Annotated in this window: 22 protein-coding genes; 16 read left to right on the top strand and 6 right to left on the bottom strand. The window is 67.5% G+C overall.

What is annotated here, in order from left to right; all coding sequences use genetic code 11:
* Window positions 1-456 precede the first annotated feature (456 nt).
* The 10 genes from EET10_RS06295 (at window position 457) to EET10_RS06250 (ending at window position 9,589) form a co-directional block, all read left to right on the top strand.
* Entirely contained in the window at window positions 457-2,097 is a 1,641-nt protein-coding gene (locus EET10_RS06295; RefSeq protein ID WP_063466826.1) for an acyl-CoA carboxylase subunit beta, read from the top strand.
* On the top strand, window positions 2,094-2,510 hold the full coding sequence (locus tag EET10_RS06290) for an acyl-CoA carboxylase subunit epsilon (protein ID WP_122501979.1): 417 nt from the start codon (window positions 2,094-2,096) through the stop codon (window positions 2,508-2,510). Before EET10_RS06295 ends, EET10_RS06290 begins: the two co-directional genes overlap by 4 nt.
* Window positions 2,507-3,157 carry a Maf family protein gene (locus EET10_RS06285; RefSeq protein WP_036398114.1) on the top strand — a complete coding sequence of 217 codons (651 nt, stop codon included), beginning with the start codon at window positions 2,507-2,509 and terminating at the stop codon, window positions 3,155-3,157. The genes EET10_RS06290 and EET10_RS06285 overlap by 4 nt, the downstream gene beginning before the upstream one ends.
* An 82-nt stretch (window positions 3,158-3,239) precedes the next feature.
* On the top strand, window positions 3,240-3,602 hold the full coding sequence (locus tag EET10_RS32175) for an AMP-binding enzyme (protein ID WP_081260439.1): 363 nt from the start codon (window positions 3,240-3,242) through the stop codon (window positions 3,600-3,602).
* Entirely contained in the window at window positions 3,566-4,375 is an 810-nt protein-coding gene (locus EET10_RS06275) for a class I SAM-dependent methyltransferase (RefSeq protein ID WP_099188095.1), read from the top strand. Before EET10_RS32175 ends, EET10_RS06275 begins: the two co-directional genes overlap by 37 nt.
* A 1,167-nt stretch (window positions 4,376-5,542) precedes the next feature.
* Window positions 5,543-5,677, top strand: a complete 135-nt coding sequence (locus tag EET10_RS31580) for a hypothetical protein (RefSeq protein WP_276857366.1) — start codon at window positions 5,543-5,545, stop codon at window positions 5,675-5,677.
* A gap of 74 nt (window positions 5,678-5,751) precedes the next feature.
* Window positions 5,752-6,645 (top strand): sulfurtransferase, encoded by an 894-nt coding sequence (locus EET10_RS06265; RefSeq protein WP_036399345.1) that lies wholly within the window; start codon window positions 5,752-5,754, stop codon window positions 6,643-6,645.
* Window positions 6,642-7,061 (top strand): SufE family protein, encoded by a 420-nt coding sequence (locus EET10_RS06260; protein WP_036398121.1) that lies wholly within the window; start codon window positions 6,642-6,644, stop codon window positions 7,059-7,061. Before EET10_RS06265 ends, EET10_RS06260 begins: the two co-directional genes overlap by 4 nt.
* Before the next feature lie 103 nt (window positions 7,062-7,164).
* A complete protein-coding gene (locus EET10_RS06255) occupies window positions 7,165-8,961 on the top strand; it encodes an acetyl/propionyl/methylcrotonyl-CoA carboxylase subunit alpha (RefSeq protein WP_122501978.1) in 1,797 nt (598 codons plus the stop codon).
* Window positions 8,962-9,193: 232 nt separating this feature from the next.
* Complete coding sequence (locus EET10_RS06250) at window positions 9,194-9,589, top strand: STAS domain-containing protein (RefSeq protein ID WP_423793543.1); 396 nt, start codon at window positions 9,194-9,196, stop codon at window positions 9,587-9,589.
* Here the strand turns inward: EET10_RS06250 and EET10_RS06245 are convergent.
* Both EET10_RS06245 and EET10_RS06240 read right to left on the bottom strand, forming a co-directional pair.
* On the bottom strand, window positions 9,560-10,348 hold the full coding sequence (locus EET10_RS06245) for an RNA polymerase sigma factor SigF (protein ID WP_036398127.1): 789 nt from the start codon (window positions 10,346-10,348) through the stop codon (window positions 9,560-9,562). The two genes, EET10_RS06250 and EET10_RS06245, sit on opposite strands and share 30 nt — an antisense overlap.
* Window positions 10,345-10,782, bottom strand: coding sequence for an anti-sigma factor (locus EET10_RS06240; RefSeq protein ID WP_036398130.1), 438 nt, complete (start codon window positions 10,780-10,782; stop codon window positions 10,345-10,347). Before EET10_RS06240 ends, EET10_RS06245 begins: the two co-directional genes overlap by 4 nt.
* A 158-nt stretch (window positions 10,783-10,940) precedes the next feature.
* On the opposite strand from EET10_RS06240, the gene EET10_RS29485 reads away from it, so the two are divergent.
* Complete coding sequence (locus EET10_RS29485) at window positions 10,941-11,090, top strand: hypothetical protein (protein ID WP_167480133.1); 150 nt, start codon at window positions 10,941-10,943, stop codon at window positions 11,088-11,090.
* A gap of 123 nt (window positions 11,091-11,213) precedes the next feature.
* Here EET10_RS29485 and usfY read toward each other — a convergent pair whose 3' ends face one another.
* The 4 genes from usfY to EET10_RS06220 all read right to left on the bottom strand — a co-directional run bounded on the left by usfY (window position 11,214) and on the right by EET10_RS06220 (window position 13,928).
* Complete coding sequence (gene usfY / locus EET10_RS06235; protein WP_023371451.1) at window positions 11,214-11,525, bottom strand: protein UsfY; 312 nt, start codon at window positions 11,523-11,525, stop codon at window positions 11,214-11,216.
* A gap of 56 nt (window positions 11,526-11,581) precedes the next feature.
* Window positions 11,582-11,977 (bottom strand): hypothetical protein, encoded by a 396-nt coding sequence (locus EET10_RS06230; RefSeq protein ID WP_036398132.1) that lies wholly within the window; start codon window positions 11,975-11,977, stop codon window positions 11,582-11,584.
* 96 nt (window positions 11,978-12,073) lie between these two features.
* Window positions 12,074-13,423, bottom strand: a complete 1,350-nt coding sequence (gene lat / locus EET10_RS06225) for an L-lysine 6-transaminase (protein ID WP_122501977.1) — start codon at window positions 13,421-13,423, stop codon at window positions 12,074-12,076.
* A 52-nt stretch (window positions 13,424-13,475) separates the two neighbouring features.
* Window positions 13,476-13,928, bottom strand: a complete 453-nt coding sequence (locus EET10_RS06220) for an Lrp/AsnC family transcriptional regulator (RefSeq protein WP_036398134.1) — start codon at window positions 13,926-13,928, stop codon at window positions 13,476-13,478.
* A gap of 30 nt (window positions 13,929-13,958) precedes the next feature.
* On the opposite strand from EET10_RS06220, the gene hglS reads away from it, so the two are divergent.
* The 5 genes from hglS to nei2 are packed head-to-tail and all read left to right on the top strand — an operon-like array spanning window position 13,959 to window position 22,798.
* The gene (gene hglS, locus EET10_RS06215) at window positions 13,959-15,209 is read left to right on the top strand and encodes a 2-oxoadipate dioxygenase/decarboxylase (protein ID WP_122501976.1); all 1,251 of its coding nucleotides are present in this window, start codon (window positions 13,959-13,961) and stop codon (window positions 15,207-15,209) included.
* Window positions 15,206-16,720, top strand: a complete 1,515-nt coding sequence (gene amaB, locus EET10_RS06210) for an L-piperidine-6-carboxylate dehydrogenase (RefSeq protein ID WP_063466821.1) — start codon at window positions 15,206-15,208, stop codon at window positions 16,718-16,720. The genes hglS and amaB overlap by 4 nt, the downstream gene beginning before the upstream one ends.
* Before the next feature lie 48 nt (window positions 16,721-16,768).
* Window positions 16,769-17,446 (top strand): TetR/AcrR family transcriptional regulator, encoded by a 678-nt coding sequence (locus EET10_RS06205; protein WP_036398138.1) that lies wholly within the window; start codon window positions 16,769-16,771, stop codon window positions 17,444-17,446.
* Between the two features lie 30 nt (window positions 17,447-17,476).
* On the top strand, window positions 17,477-22,030 hold the full coding sequence (locus tag EET10_RS06200; RefSeq protein WP_122501975.1) for an ATP-dependent helicase: 4,554 nt from the start codon (window positions 17,477-17,479) through the stop codon (window positions 22,028-22,030).
* A gap of 3 nt (window positions 22,031-22,033) precedes the next feature.
* Entirely contained in the window at window positions 22,034-22,798 is a 765-nt protein-coding gene (nei2, locus tag EET10_RS06195) for an endonuclease VIII Nei2 (RefSeq protein WP_063466819.1), read from the top strand.
* The last annotated feature ends 12 nt before the right edge of the window (window positions 22,799-22,810 follow it).

Raw genomic sequence — 22,810 nt, 5'->3', positions numbered from 1 at the left:
AATGCCGTGGCCCCGACCGCCGGGGTGATGGTTGCCCCGCTGATGAGGTGTCGCGGCGGTAGCGGCGCTGTTTTCCGGACACGTTGGGGTGCTCCCTGATCGGAAACGGCGCAGACGGCGCCCCAGGGCAGGCCGGCGGGGCCGGCGGGTTACTGTTCGGCCACGGGGGCAAACAGCGGCCAAGGCGGCGACCGCGGGGCCGGCGGGACGTGAAAGGCCTGCCGGGCACAGCCGGTGAACGGCGGCGAAGCGCTGTCAGAGCCATTGTGGGGCCATTGTGGGGCCATTGTGGGGCCATTGTGGGGCCATTGTGGGGCCATTGTGGGGCCATTGTGGGCACTGTTCGACGTGGGACCGTCCAGACGGGTCGTCAGCACAGCCGGCCACCCAGGATGGGTGAGACAAGCTCGGGCTTCCTGACGGCGCACGAAGTGGCTGCCGATACCATCGACTCCCATGACGAGCGTTACCGACCATACTGCCGAGCCCGCCGCCGAGCACACCATCGACATCCACACCACCGCGGGCAAGCTCGCGGAGCTGCACAAGCGTCGCGCAGAGTCCCTGCATCCGGTCGGTGAGACGGCTATCGAGAAGGTCCATGCCAAAGGCAAGCTGACCGCCCGGGAGCGCATCTACGCACTGCTCGACGAGGATTCGTTCGTCGAGCTGGACGCGCTGGCACGGCACCGCAGCACCAACTTCGGCCTGGAGAACAACCGTCCGCTCGGCGACGGGGTGGTCACCGGATACGGCACCATCGACGGCCGCGACGTGTGCATCTTCAGCCAGGACGCCACCGTGTTCGGCGGCAGCCTCGGCGAGGTGTACGGCGAGAAGATCGTCAAGGTGCAGGAATTGGCGGTCAAGACCGGCCGTCCGCTGATCGGCATCAACGACGGCGCGGGCGCGCGTATTCAGGAAGGCGTCGTCTCGCTCGGCCTCTACAGTCGGATTTTCCGCAACAACATCCTGGCCTCCGGCGTTATCCCGCAGATCTCGCTGATCATGGGCGCCGCGGCCGGCGGGCACGTCTACTCCCCCGCGCTGACCGATTTCGTCGTCATGGTGGACCAGACCAGCCAGATGTTCATCACCGGACCCGACGTCATCAAGACGGTCACCGGCGAGGACGTCACCATGGAGGAACTCGGCGGTGGCCACACCCACATGGTCAAATCGGGTACCGCGCACTACGTCGCGTCCGGCGAACAGGATGCCTTCGACTACGTTCGCGAGCTGCTGAGCTATCTGCCGCCCAACAACTTCACCGACCCACCGCGCTACCAGACGGAGGCCCCGGCAGGGCCGGTAGAAGACAACCTCACCGACGAGGACCTCGAGCTGGACACCCTGATCCCCGACTCCCCGAACCAGCCCTACGACATGCACGAGGTCGTCACTCGCATCCTCGACGAGGACGAGTTTCTCGAGATCCAGGCCGGCTACGCGCAGAACATCATCGTCGGGTTCGGGCGCATCGAGGGCCGGCCGGTGGGGATCGTCGCCAACCAGCCCACCCAATTCGCCGGCTGCCTGGACATCAACGCTTCGGAGAAGGCGGCCCGCTTTGTGCGGACCTGCGACTGCTTCAACATTCCGATCGTGATGTTCGTCGATGTTCCGGGCTTCCTGCCCGGCACCGATCAGGAATACAACGGCATCATCCGCCGCGGCGCCAAGCTGCTCTACGCCTACGGCGAGGCCACCGTCCCCAAGATCACCGTCATCACCCGCAAGGCCTATGGCGGCGCGTACTGCGTGATGGGCTCCAAAGACATGGGCTGCGACGTCAACCTGGCCTGGCCGACCGCGCAGATCGCGGTGATGGGTGCTTCCGGCGCCGTCGGCTTCGTGTACCGCCAGCAGCTCGCGCAGGCGGCGAAGGATGGCGAGGACGTTGACGCGCTGCGGCTACAACTGCAGCAGGAATACGAGGACACGCTGGTCAACCCTTATATCGCGGCTGAGCGCGGGTACGTCGACGCGGTGATCCCGCCGTCGTACACCCGCGGCTACGTCGGTACGGCGTTGCGGCTGCTGGAACGCAAGATCGCGCAGCAGCCGCCGAAGAAGCACGGGAACATTCCCCTGTGAGTCGAGTGAGCGTAGCGAGCGACGGGAACGAGACGAACAATCACGCCCCTGTGAGTCGAGTGAGCGGAGCGAGCGGAGCGAGCGACGGGAACGAGACGAACAATCACGCCCCTGTGAGTCGAGTGAGCGGAGCGAGCGCAATGAACGCAATGAATGAGCGCAATCAGACGAGCGAAACCAGGACCGCCGACCCCGCACCTCACCCGCACGAACCGCACATCGAGATCGTCAAAGGCCATCCCACCGATCAGGAGTTGGCGGCGCTGATCGCGGTGCTGGGCAGTGTCAGCGGTGCGCCGCCGGCGCCGGAAACCGAGCCCACTCGATGGGGCTTGCCGGTCGACAAACTGCGGTTCCCCGTCTTCAGCTGGCAACGCATCACGCTGCAGGAAATGCTGCACATGCGCCGATGACCCGGTTGGTGCTCGGATCCGCATCCCCCGGCCGGCTCAAGGTGCTTCGCCAGGCCGGCGTCGACCCGCTGGTCGTGGCCTCCGGTGTCGACGAGGACGCGATCGTCGCCGCGCTTGCGCCAGATGTAGCGCCCGTCGACGTGGTGCGTGCCCTGGCACGAGCCAAGGCCGAGCAAGTAACGGCCATGCTGACCGGCAAGGACAGCATCGTCGCCACAGATTGCCTTGTCATCGGCTGTGATTCCATGCTTTACATCGACGGCCAGCAATACGGCAAACCAGAGACGGTCGACGATGCACGACAACTCTGGCACGCGATATCCGGCCGTACCGGCCAACTGCAAACCGGCCATTCCGTGTTCCGGTTGAAGGACAACAGAATCGTCTACAGTGACGACGAAATATCAATCACCACAGTCTATTTCGGAACGCCCTCGAACACTGACCTAGAGGCATATCTGGCTAGCGGGGAGTCGTTACGGGTCGCGGGCGGATTTACGCTCGACGGCTTGGGCGGCTGGTTCATCAACGGTATCGAGGGCGACCCGTCTGCGGTGGTGGGACTCGGACTGCCGTTGATGCGAATGCTGATCGGCCGTGCCGGCGTGTCCATAGCCGCGCTGTGGGCGGCCAATCCAGTCACCTGAGGCGAAGCGCGGGCCCGGTCGTGTGCCCGTCCTGACCCGAGTCGCGAGCGGCATCAACGCGGCGTGGCATCGGCTTCGAGTCATGTGCATGCCTTTTCGAGTTCACAGTTGCATCGAGCCCGCCGAAATCGAGGCGGTGTTAGCGGCCCATCCCCGAGTCGCCCAGGCGATTGTCATTGCTCACACCGCCACGTCCGGCGATCAGCAGCTGGTGGCCTATGTGGTGCTGGACCGAAAGGCGACACAAGCGCGTGGGCCCGAACGGGAAACTCAGCTGGTTGACCAGTGGCGGGGCGCATCTGACGACCTGTATTCGGATTGTTGGACAGGTGCGCCCCGGCTTCGTTGGGTGAAGATTTCGGAGGTTGGAACAGCAGCTACACGGGCGCGCCGATCCCGTTGGACCAGATGCGGGAATGGCGGTCTGCCACGGTGGATCGAATAGCGGGGCTAGCTCCGCAGCGTGTGTTGGAGATAGGGGTGGGTGCGGGGCTGATGCTGGCCCAGCTGGCTCCGCAGTGCACCGAATATTGGGGCACAGACCTTTCCGCGTCGATCATCAACAGGCTGCAGGCGGCGATCGCGTCGCAGTCGTGGGCAGATCGGGTGGGGTTGCTGGTGCAGCCAGCAGAGATGGCCGATGAGCTGCCACAGAGCTATTTCGATGTCGTGGTACTCAACTCGGTGATCCAGTACTTCCCCAGCGCGGGGTATCTGTTGGACGTTCTGACGACCGTGACGCGGCTGCTGGCGCCGGGCGGAGCCGTGTTTATCGGTGACGTCCGCAATCTGACGTTGCTACGGGCGTTCACAACCTCGGTGGTGTGCGCCGATATCGCCGGCGCTGAAGATACCGCCGCGACGGCACGTGAGCGGGTCCGTCGGGAAATGCTGGCCGAACGCGAGCTGCTGATGGCACCGGAATTCTTCACCGCGTTGACGCAACACGTTGCCGGCATCGCCGCCGTTGACCTGCGGCTCAAGCAGATGAAGGCGGTCAACGAACTCAGCAGCTATCGCTATGACGTGCTACTGCGTAAAGCTCCGGCGTTGGTGCGCTCCCTTGCGGACGTGCCAACCCAACCCTGGCAGCGGTACGGCAGTCTTGCCGCAGTCGGCCAGTATCTGCAAGCGAAGTGCCCAACACAACTACGCATCAGCGGGATCCCTCATGGTGGGATCTGGCCCGACGTGACGATGTCCCATGCGCTGGCCTAGCACTTCCAACTACCAAACAGCATGCCCATCATGCGTCGATGCTGTCGACACACACAGCAGCCGCCGAAACGAAACATTCGTACTCGGCGAACAGCAGTTCGTATGACATAGCTTCACCTCCCTTCCTCACTAGTCCGGGAATCTCTCTGGCCCGACGCTGTGCGGAATCCGGTAACGTCGCTTGGCCCGCTTCACCTTGGCCGCGGAACGTTCCAGGGCGCGGGACGCGACATCCGCAATCTGAGTCCTGGGCAGTAGGCGGTTTGGTGCGTTGTCTTTTGTTCTGGCGCTTACTATTCCGCGGCGCCCTCGCCGGATCTGTCCCCCGAACAGCCCCTAAGCTAAGGAGATGATCGGCCTATCCCCTAATCGGGGGACCACCCGGTAACAGAAGGATGCAGAGTTCCGTTGTGCGCGAAGCTTTTCCAAAGCCAGCCGGGCCGGGTCGTTCGAGGACTGCCACCGCCGGCACCGGACCCACGGCGCGCCGATCCACAACGGCAATCCGTACGAGCTGAAGCGTGTGGTGCGCAAGCACTTACCCGACAGCCCCGCTGGACAACGAATGCGCCGACGCGACCGAGTTCGGATTGGCCGCTGCCGAACCCAAACATGGCGAACGCTTTGGGGTGTAAGAGGTCGACCATTCCAGTCTTCCCAACGCTGATGAGGATCAGGCCGGCGATCGAGGCCATGAGATTGCGCTCGGGTGGCCACCCGTTGCGGAAGGGGATTGAACAGAATCGTGCATGTTCGTCGTCTTCGCATACGTGGTTGGAACTCATCAATTGTGTTGCGCCGTCATAACGGTCACCGACCCAGTGGCCATCGTGGACGACGAACGGGACGGCTCTCTGGCCGGGGGGAGGCAGCCCCTAGGGCGGGGACGCCGCCACTTCACTGACGAAGCTGCCGCCGGGCTCCAGGTGGCCGGCGGCGTTGATGGACGCGACCCCGTGAGTCTTGAGTGGTCAGGTTATAGATCGTGTTGGAAACGAGGTGAACAAGCGAGAACTCGCCGGGTGCACGGGTGCTGGCGAAGTCTCCGATCGTGACGTCGACAGCGGCTCGGCCGGGCTTTGCCCGCAATCGAGCCACCATCGCACGGGATAGGTCAATGCCGTTTACTCGACGCCGCGGCGTGCCAACGCAAGTGCGATACAGCCTGTGCCAATACCAATTCGAGCGATCTCCTCCGGCCGGCAAGCCGGAGAGGGCGTCGACCACCGGCCCGACTACGCCCACGTCGAACATGTCGGACTCATCGGCATCGCGGGTTGCCGCGATCTGGTCACCAAGTGACCGTGATCCCCACCGCTGGCCGAGCGTGAGTAGTGCTGGCAGCCCCTGTCCAGGCCAGCGGTAGGCTCGGCAATGTGCCCCTGCCCCCTGATCCGAGTCCTACCTTGTCGGCCTATGCCCACCCCGAACGGCTCGTGACCGCCGATTGGCTGTCCGCCCACCTGGGCGCGCCCGGCCTGGCGATCGTCGAATCCGACGAGGATGTCCTGCTTTACGACGTCGGCCATATTCCGGGTGCGGTCAAGGTCGATTGGCACACCGACCTCAACGACCCAACGGTGCGCGACTACATCGACGGCCACCAGTTCGCCGCTTTGATGGACCGCAAGGGCATTGCCCGCGACGACACCGTGGTGATCTACGGCGACAAAAGCAATTGGTGGGCGGCCTACGCGCTCTGGGTTTTCACCCTGTTCGGCCACCCCGATGTGCGCCTGCTCAACGGCGGACGTGACCTCTGGCTCGCCGAGCGCCGCGACACCACCCTGGAGGTACCGGACGAGACGTCGACCGGCTACCCCGTGGTGCAGCGCAACGACGGCCCCATCCGCGCGTTCAAAGACGAAGTGCTGGGCATCTTGGGCAACCAGCCGCTGATCGACGTACGCTCGCCGGACGAGTACACCGGCAAACGCACCCACATGCCCGAGTACCCCGAGGAAGGCGTACTACGCGGCGGCCACATTCCCACCGCCCGGTCGATTCCCTGGAGTAAGGCGGTCGACGAGAGCGGGCGGTTCCGCAGCCGCGAGGAGCTGGAAGAGCTCTACGGCTTCTTGAGCCCGGACGACAAGACCGTCGTCTATTGCCGCATCGGCGAGCGGTCCAGTCACACCTGGTTCGTGCTCACGCATTTGCTCGGCAAGCCCGGCGTCCGCAACTACGACGGGTCGTGGACCGAATGGGGCAACACCGTGCGCGTGCCGATCGTGGCGGGAGAAGATCCGGGAGCCGTGCCCGAGCGATGAGTCTGCCCGCGCCGCTGGCCGAGGTGGTGTCCGACTTCTCCGAAGTCCAGGGCCAGGACAAGCTGAAGCTGCTGTTGGAATTCGCCGACGAACTTCCAGCACTGCCCGTCGAGCTCGAGGAACGGGCCATGGAACCCGTGCCCGAATGCCAGTCCCCGCTGTTCCTGCATGTCGACGCCAGCGATCCGCAGCGGGTGCGCCTGCACTTCAGCGCGCCGGCCGAAGCGCCGACCACCCGCGGCTTCGCCTCCATCCTGGCCGCCGGGCTGGACGGGCAACCGGCGGCCGACATCCTGGCGGTGCCCGAGGATTTCTACGCCGAACTGGGTTTGGCCGCTCTGATCAGCCCGCTTCGACTGCGCGGCATGTCGGCGATGCTCGCCCGGATCAAGCGCCGATTGCGCGAAACGGTTTGAATCGGGGAACCGCGTGACCGGCTCCACGGCGCGGCGCATAAACTTCCCCGAACGAGACTTGTAAGAAAATCTCTTAAAGATGTTCAGCCCAACAGGAGGCGCAGTGGCCAGTCACGCCAGCTCCAGAATCACCAAAGTTCTGGTCGCCAACCGCGGCGAGATCGCAGTCCGGGTGATCCGGGCGGCCCGGGATGCCGGTCTGGCCAGCGTGGCCGTCTACGCCGAACCCGACGCAGACGCCCCGCACGTACGGCTGGCCGACGAGGCGTTCGCCCTGGGCGGTCAAACCTCGGCCGAGTCCTACCTGGACATCGAAAAGCTACTCGACGCGGCGGCCAAGTCCGGTGCCAATGCCATCCATCCCGGCTACGGCTTCCTGTCGGAAAACGCCCATTTCGCCCAGGCCGTGATCGACGCCGGCCTGATCTGGATCGGGCCCAGCCCGCAGTCGATCCGCGACCTCGGTGACAAGGTCACCGCCCGTCACATCGCCGCCCGCGCGCCGGCGCCGCTGGTGCCCGGCACCCCGGACCCGGTCAAAGACGCCGACGAGGTGATCGCCTTCGCCAACGAATACGGCCTGCCGATCGCAATCAAGGCCGCGCACGGCGGCGGCGGCAAGGGCATGAAGGTGGCCCGCACCATCGACGAAATCCCCGAACTGTACGAGTCGGCCGTGCGGGAAGCCACTGCCGCGTTCGGCCGCGGCGAGTGCTTCGTCGAGCGTTACCTGGACAAGCCGCGCCACGTCGAGGCCCAGGTGATCGCCGACCAGCACGGCAACGTCGTGGTCGCCGGGACCCGGGACTGTTCGCTGCAGCGCCGCTACCAGAAGCTGGTCGAGGAGGCGCCGGCGCCGTTCCTGACGGACGCGCAGCGCAAGGAAATCCACGAATCGGCCAAGCGGATCTGCAAAGAGGCCCACTACTACGGCGCCGGAACGGTCGAATACCTCGTCGGCCAGGACGGCCTGATCTCCTTCCTGGAGGTCAACACCCGCCTGCAGGTCGAGCATCCGGTCACCGAGGAAACCGCCGGCATCGACCTGGTGCTGCAGCAGTTCAAGATCGCCAACGGCGACAAGCTCGACATCACCGAGGATCCCACCCCGCGCGGGCACGCCATCGAGTTCCGGATCAACGGCGAGGACGCCGGCCGGGGCTTCCTGCCCGCCCCCGGCCCGGTGACCAAGTTCCACCCGCCCGCGGGCCCGGGCGTGCGGCTGGACTCCGGCGTGGAGACCGGCTCGGTGATCGGCGGCCAGTTCGACTCGATGCTGGCCAAGCTGATCGTTCACGGCGCCGACCGCGGCGAGGCGCTGGCCCGCGCGCGCCGCGCGCTGGACGAATTCGAGGTGAAGGGTCTGGCCACCGTCATCCCCTTCCACCGGGCGGTGGTGTCCGACCCGGCGTTCATCGGCGACGAGCACGGCTTCTCGGTGCACACCCGCTGGATCGAGACCGAGTGGAACAACACCGTCGAACCCTTCACCGCCGGCGAGCCCAGCGACGAGGAAGACGCCCGGCCGCGGCAGAAGGTGGTCGTCGAGGTCGACGGCCGCCGGGTCGAGGTGTCGCTGCCGGCCGACCTCGCACTGTCCGGCGGCGGCGGGTGCGACCCGGTTGGCGTTATCCGACGCAAGCCCAAGCCGCGCAAGCGTGGTGCCCACAGCGGTGCGGCAGCATCGGGCGACGCCGTTACCGCGCCCATGCAGGGCACCGTGGTGAAGGTCGCGGTCGAAGAAGGCCAGGAGGTGGTGACCGGCGATCTCGTGGTGGTGCTGGAGGCGATGAAGATGGAGAACCCGGTCACCGCGCATAAGGACGGCGTCATCACCGGCCTGGCGGTCGAGGCCGGGGCCGCCATCACCCAAGGCACGGTGCTCGCCGAGATCAAGTAGCCGCTCACTGCCGGCCGCCCCCGTCTGACCAGCGATTCTCTGAGTCGGATCGGAGAACGTTGTCGCCCCGGCACCCGCCGGGTAGCCTCGAAACAGGTTGAGTTCACAGCCGCCCGGAGCCACGTCCTGTCACTGCGTCAGGGTCGCCAGGGAGGCAAACTCCCTGCATAACGGCCCGCTGCAGACGCGACGTGGTCGACAGCAACACATGCTCGATGGATGGAGTCCACGATTGTCTGTGATCCAATCCTGGCAGAAATGCGGAACCGCTGACTTCACTGCCAGCTATCGTCCGTCGGCCGGCGTGGTCACCGTAGAGGGTGAGCTCGACGCCGCCAACGCCGATCAGCTCGCCGGATACGTCCAGCAGTGCGCAAGGTATTGCCGGTGGCTGACCCTGGACCTACGGCGTCTGGAATTTATTGGGACTGCCGGGTTTTCCGCTCTTCACCGAATCAACGTGGTCTGTTCGGCGGCGGACACCCAGTGGGCGATGGTGCCGAGCCGGGCCGTGTCGCGGTTACTGGAGATTTGCGATCCCGACGGCGCGCTGCCGGTCATGGAGCCGGTGAACGACACCCCCGACGGCGGCGTGCGCCTACTCGAGTTGGTCGCGGAGCCGCGCTAGCGACTTGGCCAGCAGCCGGGACACGTGCATCTGGGAGATTCCGACCCGCTCGGCGATCTGGGTCTGCGTCATCGACTCGAAAAACCTGAGGATCAATACCGTTCGCTCGCGCTCGGGCAGCGCCTCGAGCAGCGGGCGAAGCGACTCGCGATCTTCGATCCGGTCCAGGCCGGCGTCCATGTCGCCGAGGGTGTCCGCGATGACTCGGGCGTCGTCGTCTTCGTTACCGCCACCGCTGTCGATTGACAGCGTGTTGTAAGAGCTGCCCGCCACCAGCCCTTCGACGACCTCGCCGCGGTCCATACCGAGTTCGGCGGCAAGTTCGGTGGCGGTGGGTGCCCTGCCGAGCCGCTGGGACAACTCGGCGGTGGCGGTGCCCAACCGCAGGTGCAGTTCCTTCAGCCGGCGAGGAACCTTGACCGACCAACTGTTGTCCCGGAAGTGCCGCCGGACTTCCCCCATGATGGTGGGCACGGCGAACGAGACGAAATCCGACCCGGTCTCGACATCGAAGCGGACTACCGCGTTGACCAGTCCGACCCGGGCGACCTGAATCAGGTCGTCGCGGGGTTCGCCGCGTCCCTCGAACCGCCGGGCGATGTGATCGGCCAGCGGCAGGCAGCGCTCCACGATTTTGTCGCGGTGGCGCTGGAAATCCGGCGAGTCGGGGTCAAAACCGGCCAACTCACGAAACATCTCCGGGACATCGGCGTATTCGTTCGGCCGTGAAGCAGAACCGCCGGCAGTACGCGGCGTCACCTGCCAGAGGCCGCCCGTCGGGCCGTCAACACAATGCCGAACACACTGCCGGCGGCGTCGGGCATACGACCGTCGTGGAACGTCTGGACGTCGTCGGCCAGCGATGTCAGCACATGCCAGCTGAAGCTGCCGGGTGCCACCACGTCGTGGGTGTCGCACATCGCGGACGCCTCCACCACGAGTTCGTCGTCGCGCGGGTCGACCACCAGCGTCAAGGTCGCGTTCGGTGTGGCGGAACGGATCAGCCGGGTACACACTTCGTCGACCGCCAGTCTCAGGTCGGCGACCGCATCGAAATCCAAGTCCTCGAAGGTGCCGATGGCGCCGACCAGGGTGCGCAGGATCGCCAGATTCTCCAAGCGCGCAGCAACGTTCAGCTCGACGGCGCGGTCGCCGCGTTGGTGCCTGTTGGGACGCGCGTCGGCATCGCTCATGTGGCCTCCCGGCAATTTTTGACCGACACTACTACTACTGATGTGGGTCCCGATTTGGCTGTCGATTTCGGTCCCTTTCCGATCGCCTCCCGGAGGCCCGTTTTGGGCCGCGCGTTCCAACCGGTTGGTCATGGTCGCCACCGGGTATTCAACCAGCCATGGACCAGGCGGACGTGACCGACACAATCCGGACGCGCCGGCTCCGCCGCATCGCGGTGGTCGCCGGGGTCACCTTGGTGGTTTTGATCGCGGTCGCTGCAGCAATCTATGTCGGTGCCTTCGTGATTCTGTCCCCGATGATGGGGTGACAGCGCCGACGCGGCAATGCCAGTACTCGTCATGGTTCACACCGGATACCCCGTCGGTGCCACTGGTAAAACAAAACCGTCGCTCGGTTCTTGCGGTGAGGCGCCAGCCGGCACTGGAAGCTGCTAGCTGGCCAGCCGTTGGCGCGGGACCTCGGGATGTTCGGCATACCACCGCTCGGCGATTCGACGCACCCGCCGATGCTCGACGGCCAGCCACACCAGCCCGGCCACCGTGACCACGAGCGCCGCGACGCCGGCGACCATGCCCTGGGAGTCATGCCCGGTGCCGAAGGCGGCAAGAGATCCGACACCGCCGATAACCCCGGCCACCACCAGCAGGTACCCGGGCCAGTGCAGCACGTCGATCAGCGACTCGCCGGCCAGCGGCCGCGTCGTATGCAGGTGGTCGACGGGGTCGCGGTAGGTGTCCCCCATGGCTCCTCCTCGTTCTCACTCGTCAGCGATCGGACTCGCGGGACCGGATGGCGGGATCAGAGCCAACCAACCGCCAGTGCCGGGCCGGCGATGGGAGCCACGCCCATGGACACGGCCACCACCATCAGCGTCAACAAGAACCATCCGGCGCCATGCCATCCCCACCAGGTACCGCGGGCTCGCCACACCTGATAGGTGCGGATGAAGGCCCAGATTCCGCCGGCCAACAGAATCAGCGGGCCGCCGAGGGCCAGCAGGGTCCGTTCCGGCGGGCCACAGGCCACCGTGTCCAGGCCCGCTCTGCCGCCGCAGGTGCTGACCCACAAGGCCGCCATGATGACAAACCCCACACCAGCGCCCGCGGCCAGGACTGCGAACCGGATGGCGGCGCGAACTTCGGCGTCGTCCTGTCCTAGTCGGTCACCCGGTGACCGTTCGCGTGTGTTCTGCATTCCTGAACCCCATCCCGCATTCGCGGAGTACAACGTTTCCATACCCCGCGGTCAGCCCAGGCAAACGGTGCGGCTTGGTCCACACCTGGGCCACACCTAGGTCACAGCCGTCAAGGCTGCACGCACACCAGCGATCGCGGCATCGATCTCGGCGCGCGTGACGGTCAACGCCGGGCGGAAGCGCACCCCGTCGTCACCCGTCGGTAGCACAATCACCGCGCGTTGCCAGAGCCGGCGGATCACGTCGTCACGGTCCGCGGTGGTCGGCAGGCTGAAGGCACACATCAACCCCCGGCCGCGCGGATGGAGAACCAGGCCCCGGAACTCCTGGGCAAGCTCGTCGAGCCGGGCACGCAGGTGGCGGCCCTGCCGGGCCGCATGTTCGAAGAGCCCGTCGCTTTCGATCACCTCCAGGATGCGGCGGGCCCGCACCATGTCGACCAGGTTTCCGCCCCACGTCGAGTTGAGCCGCGACGTGACGGCGAACACGTTGTCGGTGACCTCGTCGACTCGGCGGCCCGCCATCACCCCGCACACCTGGGTCTTTTTTCCGAATGCCACGACATCGGGCGCTACACCCAGTTGCTGGTACGCCCACGGGGTTCCGGTGATCCCGCAGCCGGTCTGCACCTCGTCGAAAATCAGCAGCGCATCGTGTTCGTCGCAGAGCCGGCGCATCGCGGTGAAGAACTCGGGCCGGAAGTGGCGGTCCCCGCCTTCGCCCTGGACGGGCTCGGCGATGAAACAGGCGATGTCATGTGGATGCGCCTCGAATGCCGCGCGGGCCTGCCGCAGCGCCTCGCCCTCCAGCGCATCGATGGCCGACTCGCTTAAACCGGGTCGGATATACGGCGCGTCGATGCGCGGCCAATCGAATCTCGGAAAACGGGCCACCGTGACGGCTTTGGTGTTGGTGAGCGACAGGGTGTAGCCGCTGCGGCCGTGAAATGCCCCGCTCAAGTGCAGTACCCGGGTGCCGAGCGCCGGATCGATGCCATGCGCCTGGTTGTAGCGGCTTTTCCAGTCGAATGCGACCTTGAGGGCGTTCTCCACCGCCAACGCGCCGCCCTCGACGAAGAAAAGATGCGGCAGCGCCGGGTCGCCCAACACCCTGACGAAGGTCTCGACGAATCGAGCCATCGCCACCGAATACACATCGGAGTTGCTGGGTTTGGTCAACGCGGCCTCGGTGAGCTCGGCGCGGAATTCTTCGTCACCGGCCAGTGCCGGATGGTTCATGCCCAGCGCCGAGGAGGCGACGAAGGTGAACATGTCCAGGTAGCGCCGGCCGGTTCGGGCGTCGACCAGGTAGCCGCCGGCGGACCGGGACAGATCGAGCACCAGGTCGAGGCCGTCGACCAGGATGCTGCGGCCCAGCACCTCGTGGACTTGGTCTGGCGCTATGGGCCGGCGTGTGTGCGCAGACGATCTCACGGCGGCAGTCATATCACCATGCTAGCCGTGGTTTTACGGAGTCAGATGATATCTACCGGAAAGATTATGGTATGGACTGCCGGTCGCTGTAAAAAGTATTCAGAATGATGGTGCTTCGAGTGCGCACGTTGGCGGCTGTCCGGATTCGCTGCAGCAGGTCCTCCAGGGCCCGGGCAGACTCGACGCGCACCAGCAGGACGTAACTCTCCTCGCCGGCCACGGAGTGACACGCTTCGATTTCGTCGATGTGTTCCAGCCGGGCGGGCGCATCATCGGGTTGGGAAGGGTCCAGAGGAGTGATGGCCACGAACGCCGACAGCATGTGCCCGACGGCCTCCGGGTTGACCCGCGCCGAATACCCGGTCACCACGCCGCGCGACTCCAGCCGGCGCACCCGCGACTGGACCGCCGAGACCGACAGGCCGGCGCTGGCGGCCAGCTCCGAGAGGGTGGCACGCCCGTCGGCGACCAACTCGCGCACCAGGATCCGGTCGATGTCGTCGAGCCTGTCACCCATGGCCGGAGACTATCGCAGCGGCGGCACCCGATGAGTCCGGTCACGAGGCTGGCCACCTGGCAACTGCGGGCCCGCTTCGCCGCCGGGCTGTCGGCCATGTATGCCGCCGAAGTTCCCGCCTACACCACGCTGGTGACGGTGAGCACTCAGGTCAACGCCGACTACGCGGCGCGCCACGGCGACGCGGAACGGTTGGGCTCGCTGCGGCGGGTCACCGCCGAGCGCCATGGCGCCATCCGGGTGGGCACCCCGGCCGAGCTCGCCGCCGTCGCCGACCTGTTCGCCGCGTTCGGCATGGAACCTGTCGGCTGCTACGACCTGCGTTCGGCGCGGCCGCCGATTCCCGTGGTGTCCACCGCATTTCGTCCGATCGGCGCAGACGAATTGGCGCGCAACCCGTTTCGGGTGTTCACGTCGATGCTGGCCACCGGCGACAGCCGGTTCTTCGAGGCCGGCCTGCGCCACCGCGTGCAGACCTTTCTGGCGCGGCGGCAGTTGTTCGATCCCGCGTTGCTGGCCCGGGCGCGGGTGATCGCGGCCGACGGCGGCTGTGACGCCGCAGCAGCCGACGCTTTCGTCGCGGGCGCGGTGGCCGCATTCACGCTGTCGCGGGAACCGATCGACAAGTGCTGGTACGAAGAGCTGTCCCGGGTGTCGGCGGTGGCCGCCGACATCGCCGGGGTCGGCAGCACCCACGTCAATCACCTGACGCCACGGGTCCTGGACATCGACGAGCTGTACCGGCGGATGACCGGGTGCGGTATCACCATGATCGACACCATTCAGGGCCCGCCGCGCACCGACGGGCCCCCCTTGCTGTTGCGCCAGACGTCTTTTCGCGCGCTGGCCGAACCGCGGTTGTTTCGCGGCAACGACGGCCGCATCGTCGAGGGCAGCCTGCGGGTGCGGTTCGGCGAAGTCGAGGCGCGCGGTGTCGCCCTCACCCCACGCGGGCGGGAACGCTACGACACCGTGATGGCGCATGCCGACCCGGCCGCCGTGTGGGGCGACTACTTCCCGTCCACGGATGCGGAGCTGGCCGCGCAGGGCCTGGCCTACTACCGCGGCGGCGACCCGTCGGCGCCCATCGTCTACGAGGACTTCCTGCCGGCCTCGGCGGCCGGAATCTTCCGCTCCAATCTGGACCGGGATAGCCGCGCTGGCGAGGATGCAGGCGATGCTTCCGGCTACGACGCCGAGTGGATGGCCGGAGCTATCGGACGCGATATCCACGACCCCTACGCACTCTATGAAGCACAGGCCAAGGAGGCTGCCGCATGACCAGCACCAGCGAGCTACGCGACCGGGTCCTAGGGGCTTTCGACTCGATCGGGGTGACGGCCGGCCTGGGCGAGCCGGGCGGGCACGGGATGCCGGTCAGCACGCCGATCACCGGCGAGTCGTTGTTCACCCTGGCCTACACCACTCCCGAGCAGGCCGATCGCACGATCGCCGAGGCGGTGCAGGCGTTCTCGACATGGCGCGGCACGCCCGCGCCGGTGCGCGGCGCGGTGGTGTCCCGGCTCGGGGAGTTGCTCACCGCGCACAAACACGACCTCGCCACGCTGGTGACGCTCGAAGTAGGCAAGATCACCGCCGAGGCGCTGGGCGAAGTCCAGGAAATGATCGACATCTGCCAGTTCGCGGTCGGCCTGTCGCGCCAGCTCTACGGGCGCACCATCGCCTCGGAGCGCCCGGGCCACCGGCTGATGGAGACCTGGCATCCGCTGGGCGTGGTCGGTGTGATCACCGCGTTCAACTTCCCGGTCGCGGTGTGGGCATGGAACACCGCGGTGGCGCTGGTGTGCGGGGACGCCGTGGTGTGGAAGCCCTCGGAGCTGACACCGCTGACGGCGCTGGCCTGTCAGGCATTGCTGACCCGCGCCGCCGCCGACGTCGGCGCCCCGCCCTCGGTGAGCGGCCTGCTGTTGGGCGAAGCGGATCTGGGAGAGCTGCTCGTCGACGACCCGCGCATCGCGCTGGTGTCGGCAACCGGTTCGGTGCGGATGGGCCGGCAGGTCGGTCCCCGGGTCGCCGCGCGCTTCGGCCGGGCGTTGCTGGAGCTCGGCGGCAACAACGCGGCCGTCGTGACTCCCTCGGCCGACCTCGAGCTGGCGGTGCGGGCCATCGTGTTCGCCGCGGCGGGCACTACGGGTCAGCGCTGCACCACCCTGCGCCGGCTGATCGTGCACCGCTCGATAGCCGACGACGTGGCGGCCCGGGTCGCCGCCGCCTTCGGGCAGCTGCCCGTCGGTGACCCCTCGGCACCGGCCACACTGGTCGGCCCGCTCATCCACGAGACCGCCTACCGCGACATGCTGGGCGCGCTGGAACAGGCGCGTGCCGACGGCGGCGAGGTCGTCGGCGGTCAGCGCCACCAGGACGAGCACCCGAGCGCCTACTACGTCGCGCCCGCCGTGGTCCGGATGCCGTCGCAGACGGCCATCGTGGCCACCGAGACGTTCGCGCCGATCCTCTACGTGCTGGCTTACGACGACATCGACGAGGCTATCGCACTCAACAACGCTGTGCTACAAGGGCTTTCGTCGGCGATCTTCACCAACGACCTGCGCGAGGCGGAGCACTTCCTCAACGAATCCGACTGTGGAATCGCCAACGTGAACATCGGTACCTCGGGCGCGGAGATCGGCGGCGCCTTCGGCGGCGAGAAGCAAACCGGAGGCGGTCGCGAGTCCGGTTCGGACGCCTGGAAGGCCTACATGCGCCGCGCCACGAACACGATCAACTACTCCCGCGAGTTGCCGCTGGCGCAAGGAGTGCGGTTCGGCTGAAAGTCAGGTCTAGCGGAGCCCATAGTCGACATGAGTAGGATCGTCCCCATGGCGACAGCCAGGAGGCGGTTATCCCCCGAGGACCGACGCGCCGAACTGCTGGCCCTGGGGGCGGAAGTTTTCGGAAAGCGACCTTACGACGAGGTCCGCATCGACGAGATCGCGGAGCGCGCCGGGGTGTCGCGCGCGTTGATGTACCACTACTTCCCGGACAAGCGGGCATTCTTTGCCGCTGTCGTCAAGGACGAGGCGGATCGGCTGTACGCGGCCACCAACAAGCCACCCGCCCCGGGTCTGACGATGTTCGAAGAGATCCGCACCGGCGTGCTGGCCTACATGGCCTATCACCAACAGAACCCGGAAGCCGCGTGGGCGGCCTATGTGGGCCTGGGCCGCTCGGACCCGGTTCTGCTGGGCATCGACGACGAGGCCAAGAACCGCCAGATGGAACACATCATGACCCGCATCGGCGAGGTCGTGAGCGGCATTCCGGGCAGCACCGCGCTGGAGCCGGAGGTCGAGCGCGACCTTCGGGTGATCATTTTCGGCTGGATCGCGTTCACCTTCGAGATATGTCGCCAACGGATCATCGACCCCACCACCGACGCCGAACGCCTTGCCGACGCCTGTGCGCACACGCTGCTGGACGCGATAGCCCGGGTGCCGCAGATTCCCGAGGAACTGGCTCATGCGATGGCGACCGCACGAGACTTGTCACAGTCGTAATCTGTCGGTACCCGTGGGCACGATGGTCCGGTGAGCTTTGACCCGCTAGGCCGATTCAGTGCGATCACCCGCGACTGGTTCGCCAGCACCTTCGCCGCGCCCACCGCCGCGCAGGCCGACGCCTGGGCCGCTATCGCCGACGGCGAGAACACCTTGGTCATCGCCCCGACCGGCTCCGGCAAGACGCTGGCCGCCTTCCTGTGGGCGCTCGACAGCCTGGCTGGCGCGCCCGATCGGCAGTCGGGCACCCGTGTCCTCTATGTCTCGCCGCTCAAGGCGCTCGGGGTCGACGTCGAGCGCAATCTGCGCACCCCGCTGGCGGGGCTGACCCGGCTGGCCGAGCGCCGGGGTCTACCCGCGCCCGACATCAGCGTCGGAGTCCGCTCCGGCGACACCCCTCCCGCGGCACGCCGCCAGCTGATCGCGCGGCCCCCCGACGTGCTAATCACCACGCCCGAGTCGCTGTTCTTGATGTTGACCTCGGCCGCCCGCGAGACGCTGGCCAACGTCGAGACCGTTATCGTCGACGAGATCCACGCCATCGCGGCCACCAAGCGGGGCGCTCATCTGGCGCTGTCGCTGGAGCGCCTCGACGACTCGGCGCTTGGGCCGGCTGGGAGGCGCCGCGCACAGCGCATCGGGCTGTCGGCGACCGTGCGTCCGCCCGAGGAACTCGCCCGGTTTTTATCGGGCCAGTCCCCGACCACCATCGTCGCTCCCCCCGCGGCCAAAACGGTGGAGCTCTCGGTGCAGGTGCCGGTGCCCGACATGGCCAACCTGGCCGACAACTCCATCTGGCCCGATGTCGAGGCCCGGCTCGTCGACCTGATCGAAGCGCACAATTCGACCATCGTGTTCGCCAACTCGCGGCGGCTGGCCGAAAGACTTACCGCGCGGCTCAACGAAATTCACGCCGAACGCTGCGGCGTGGAGCTTCCCACCGCGACTGATGAGAAGACCAACCCGCAGGTGGCCGGCGGCGCCCCCGCGCACATCATGGCAAGCGGCCAGAGCTTCGGCGCGCCTCTGGTGTTGGCGCGCGCACATCACGGATCGGTCAGCAAGGAGCAGCGCGCCCTCGTCGAGGAGGACCTCAAACGCGGGCTGCTCAAGGCGGTGGTGGCGACGTCGAGCCTGGAGCTGGGCATCGACATGGGTGCGGTGGATCTGGTGATCCAGGTGGAGGCGCCGCCGTCGGTGGCCAGCGGCCTGCAACGCATCGGGCGGGCCGGGCACCAGGTCGGTGAGATCTCGCGCGGAGTGCTGTTTCCCAAGCACCGCACCGACCTACTCGGCTGTGCGGTGAGCGTGCAACGCATGCTGGCCGGCCAGATCGAAACCATGCGGGTGCCGGCCAATCCGCTGGACATCCTGGCCCAGCACACCGTGGCGGCGGCCGCGCTGGAGCCGCTCAACGCCGACCGCTGGTTCGACACCGTGCGCCGCAGCGCCCCGTTCGCGACCCTGCCGCGCAGCGCGTTCGAGGCCACCCTGGATCTGCTGTCCGGCAAGTACCCGTCCACCGAGTTCGCCGAGCTGCGGCCGCGGTTGGTCTACGACCGCGATACCGGGACGCTGACCGCGCGCCCGGGAGCGCAGCGACTCGCCGTCACCTCCGGCGGCGCCATCCCCGACCGCGGGCTGTTCACCGTGTGGCTGGCCACCGAAAAGCCTTCGCGGGTAGGCGAACTCGACGAGGAGATGGTTTACGAGTCGCGCCCCGGCGACGTGATCTCGCTGGGGGCCAGCAGCTGGCGGATCACCGAGATCACCCATGATCGGGTGCTGGTGATTCCCGCGCCGGGCCAGCCGGCCCGGTTGCCGTTCTGGCGTGGCGACGACGTCGGCCGCTCGGCCGAGCTGGGCGCCGCGCTGGGCCAGCTGACCGGCCAGCTGGCCCGCCTGGACCGCCAGAAGTTCGGCAAGCGTTGTGCCGCTTTGGGTTTCGACAACTACGCGACCGACAACCTGTGGGGGCTGCTGGATGAGCAGCGGGCCGCTACCCGGGTGGTGCCCACCGACACCACGCTGCTTGTCGAGCGGTTCCGCGACGAGCTGGGCGATTGGCGGATGATCCTGCATTCGCCGTACGGGCTACGGGTGCACGGACCACTCGCGCTCGCCGTGAGCCGACGGCTGCGGGAGCGCTACGGAATCGACGAGAAGCCGACCGCCTCCGACGACGGCATCGTGGTGCGGTTACCCGATGCTGGCGACGCCCCGCCGGGTGCCGAACTATTCGTTTTCGACGCCGACGAGATCGACGCCGCCGTGACCGCCGAAGTGGGCGAGTCGGCGCTGTTCGCGTCGCGGTTCCGGGAGTCGGCTGCCCGCGCATTGCTGTTGCCGCGCCGCCATCCAGGCCGCCGCTCGCCGCTGTGGCACCAGCGCCAGCGTGCCGCCCAGTTGCTGGACGTGGCCCGCAAATACCCGGACTTCCCGATCGTGCTGGAAACCGTCCGCGAGTGCCTGCAAGACGTCTATGACGTCCCGACGTTGATCGCGCTGATGACCGAGATCGCACAGCGCCGGGTGCGGATAGCCGAGGCCGACACCGTGACACCCTCCCCGTTCGCGGCCTCACTGCTGTTCGGTTACGTCGGTGCGTTCATCTACGAGGGCGACGTCCCGCTGGCCGAACGCCGCGCGGCGGCGTTATCGCTGGACAGCACGCTGCTGGCCGAGCTGCTGGGTCGAGTCGAGTTGCGTGAGCTGCTGGAGCCGGAGGTCATCGCCGCGACCGGTCGGCAGTTGCAGCACCTGACGGCCGACCGGGTGGCCCGCGACGCCGAAGGCGTGGCGGACCTGCTGCGGTTGCTGGGTCCGCTCACCGAGGACGAAGTCGCCGCCCGCACGAGCGCGCCCGACGTCGGGGGCTGGCTGGAGGGGTTGCGCGCGGCCCGGCGCGCCCTGACGGTGTCCTTCGCCGGGCGCAATTGGTGGGTGGCCGTCGAAGACATCGGCAGGCTGCGCGACGGCGTTGGCGCGGCGGTTCCGGTGGGACTGCCGGCGACGTTCACCGAAGAAGTGGCCGATCCGTTGGGTGAGCTACTGGGCCGCTACGCGCGCACCCACACGCCGTTCACCACCGCCGAGGCCGCGGCCCGGTTCGGCCTGGGCCTGCGGGTGACCGCCGATGTGCTGGGCCGGCTGGCTGGAGACGGCCGACTGGTGCGGGGCGACTTCGTCGCCGCTGCGGCGCCGGGCGGCGTCGGATCGCAGCAATGGTGCGACGTCGAGGTGCTGCGCATTCTGCGGCGCCGGTCGCTGGCGGCGCTGCGAGCCCAGGTCGAGCCGGTCAGCACCGCGGCCTACGGGCGCTTCCTGCCGGAGTGGCACCAGGTCGGCGCCACCGATGCGGGCGGCGTCGACCGGCTCGCGGCGGTGATCGATCAGCTTGCCGGTGTGCGGATCCCGGCTTCGGCGCTGGAGCCGCTGGTGCTGGCCCCGCGAGTCCGCGACTACTCCCCGGCGATGCTCGACGAGCTGCTCGCCAGCGGCGAGGTCAGCTGGTCGGGCGCCGGGTCGATCTCGGCCAGCGATGGCTGGATCAGCCTGCACCTGGCCGATTCCGCGCCCTTGACACTGGCCTTGCCTCCCAACCAGCCCGCCGAGATCAAGTTGACCGATACCCATCGGGTAATCCTGGACACGCTGGCCGGCGGCGGCGCGTACTTCTTCCGCCAGCTCACCGGAAACGCACACCCCGAGACCGCCCTCAAAGCCGCCCTGTGGGAACTGATCTGGGCCGGCTGGGTCACCGGCGACACGTTCGCGCCGGTGCGCGCGGTCCTCGGCGGCGTCCCGGGGGCCCGCAAGCGGTCGGCCACCGCGCACCGCGGGCACCGGCCGCCGCGGCTGAGCCGATTTAGTGTCGCGCATGCCCAGGCACGCGCCGCGGACCCCACGGTGGCGGGGCGATGGTCGGCGCTGCCGCCTCCGGAACCGGACTCCACGCTGCGGGCCCACTATCACGCCGAGTTGCTGTTGAACCGCCACGGCGTGTTGACCAAAGGCGCGGCGGCCGCCGAAGGGGTGCCGGGTGGGTTCGCCACCCTATACAAGGTGTTAAGCGTGTTCGAGGAGGCCGGCCGTTGCCAGCGCGGCTACTTCGTCGAGTCGTTGGGCGGCGCTCAGTTTGCCGTGGCATCCACCGTGGACCGGCTGCGTAGCTACCTCGATGGAATCGACCCGCAGCGGCCGGAGTACCGGGCCGTGGTGCTCGCCGCCACCGACCCGGCCAATCCCTACGGAGCCGCACTGCCGTGGCCTATCGCCGAACGTGCCGCCGGGGCCCGGCCGGGCCGTAAGGCCGGAGCACTGGTCGCGCTGGTTGACGGCGAGCTGGCCTGGTTCCTCGAGCGGGGCGGCCGCACCCTGCTGACCTTCACCGACGACCCGGGGGCCAGCCACGCGGCAGCCATCGCGTTGGCCGGTCTGGTGGCGGCCCGCCGGGTCGCGTCGATCCTGGTGGAGCGCGTCGACGGGATACCGGCCCTGCAACCCGGCGGGCCGGACTGGGTGACCGGTGCCCTGGTCGAGGCCGGATTCGTCCGCACCCCGCGCGGTTTGCGGTTGCGATGAGCCATGCCCGAGGGTGACACCGTCTGGCATACCGCGGCAATACTGCGGCAACAGCTGGCCGGCCGGACGCTGACCCGCTGCGATATCCGGGTGCCGCGGTTTGCCACCGTCGACCTCAGCGGACAAATGGTCGACGAGGTGCTCAGTCGGGGCAAGCATCTGTTCATCAGAGTCGGCGGAGTCACCATTCATTCCCACTTGAAGATGGACGGCAGCTGGCGAGTTGCCGAGCACCCGCTGCGGGTGGATCATCGGGCGCGAATCGTCTTGGAGGCAGGCAACATTCGGGCGGTCGGTGTCGACCTGGGCGTGCTGGAGCTGCTGGACCGTGACAACGACGCCGCCGTCGTCGCGCATCTGGGACCCGACCTCTTGGGCGAGGATTGGCATGCTGCGGTTGCGGCCGCCAACCTGGCCGCCGATCCGGACCGGCCCATCGCCGAGGCGCTGCTCGATCAGCGTGTACTGGCCGGGATCGGCAATGTCTATTGCAACGAGCTGTGCTTCGTCAGCGGACATCTGCCGACGGCGCCGGTCAGCGCCATCGCCGATCCACACCACCTCGTCACCCGTGCGCGAGAGATGCTGTGGGCCAACCGTTTTCGCTGGAGTCGCTGTACCACCGGCGACACCCGGGCCGGCCGGCGGCTGTGGGTCTACGGACGAGCCGGTGAACCCTGCCGGCGCTGCGGAACCCGCATCGAATGCCTCCACGCCGGTGGCAGCGCCGGGCGAGTCCAGTTCTGGTGCCCTACCTGCCAGCAATGACCTAGTCCCGGC

Source organism: Mycobacterium pseudokansasii (assembly GCF_900566075.1).
Lineage (GTDB): Bacteria > Actinomycetota > Actinomycetes > Mycobacteriales > Mycobacteriaceae > Mycobacterium > Mycobacterium pseudokansasii.
Note: the sequence above shows the minus strand (reverse complement) of the source record. Positions and strands in the feature narration are given on the sequence as shown.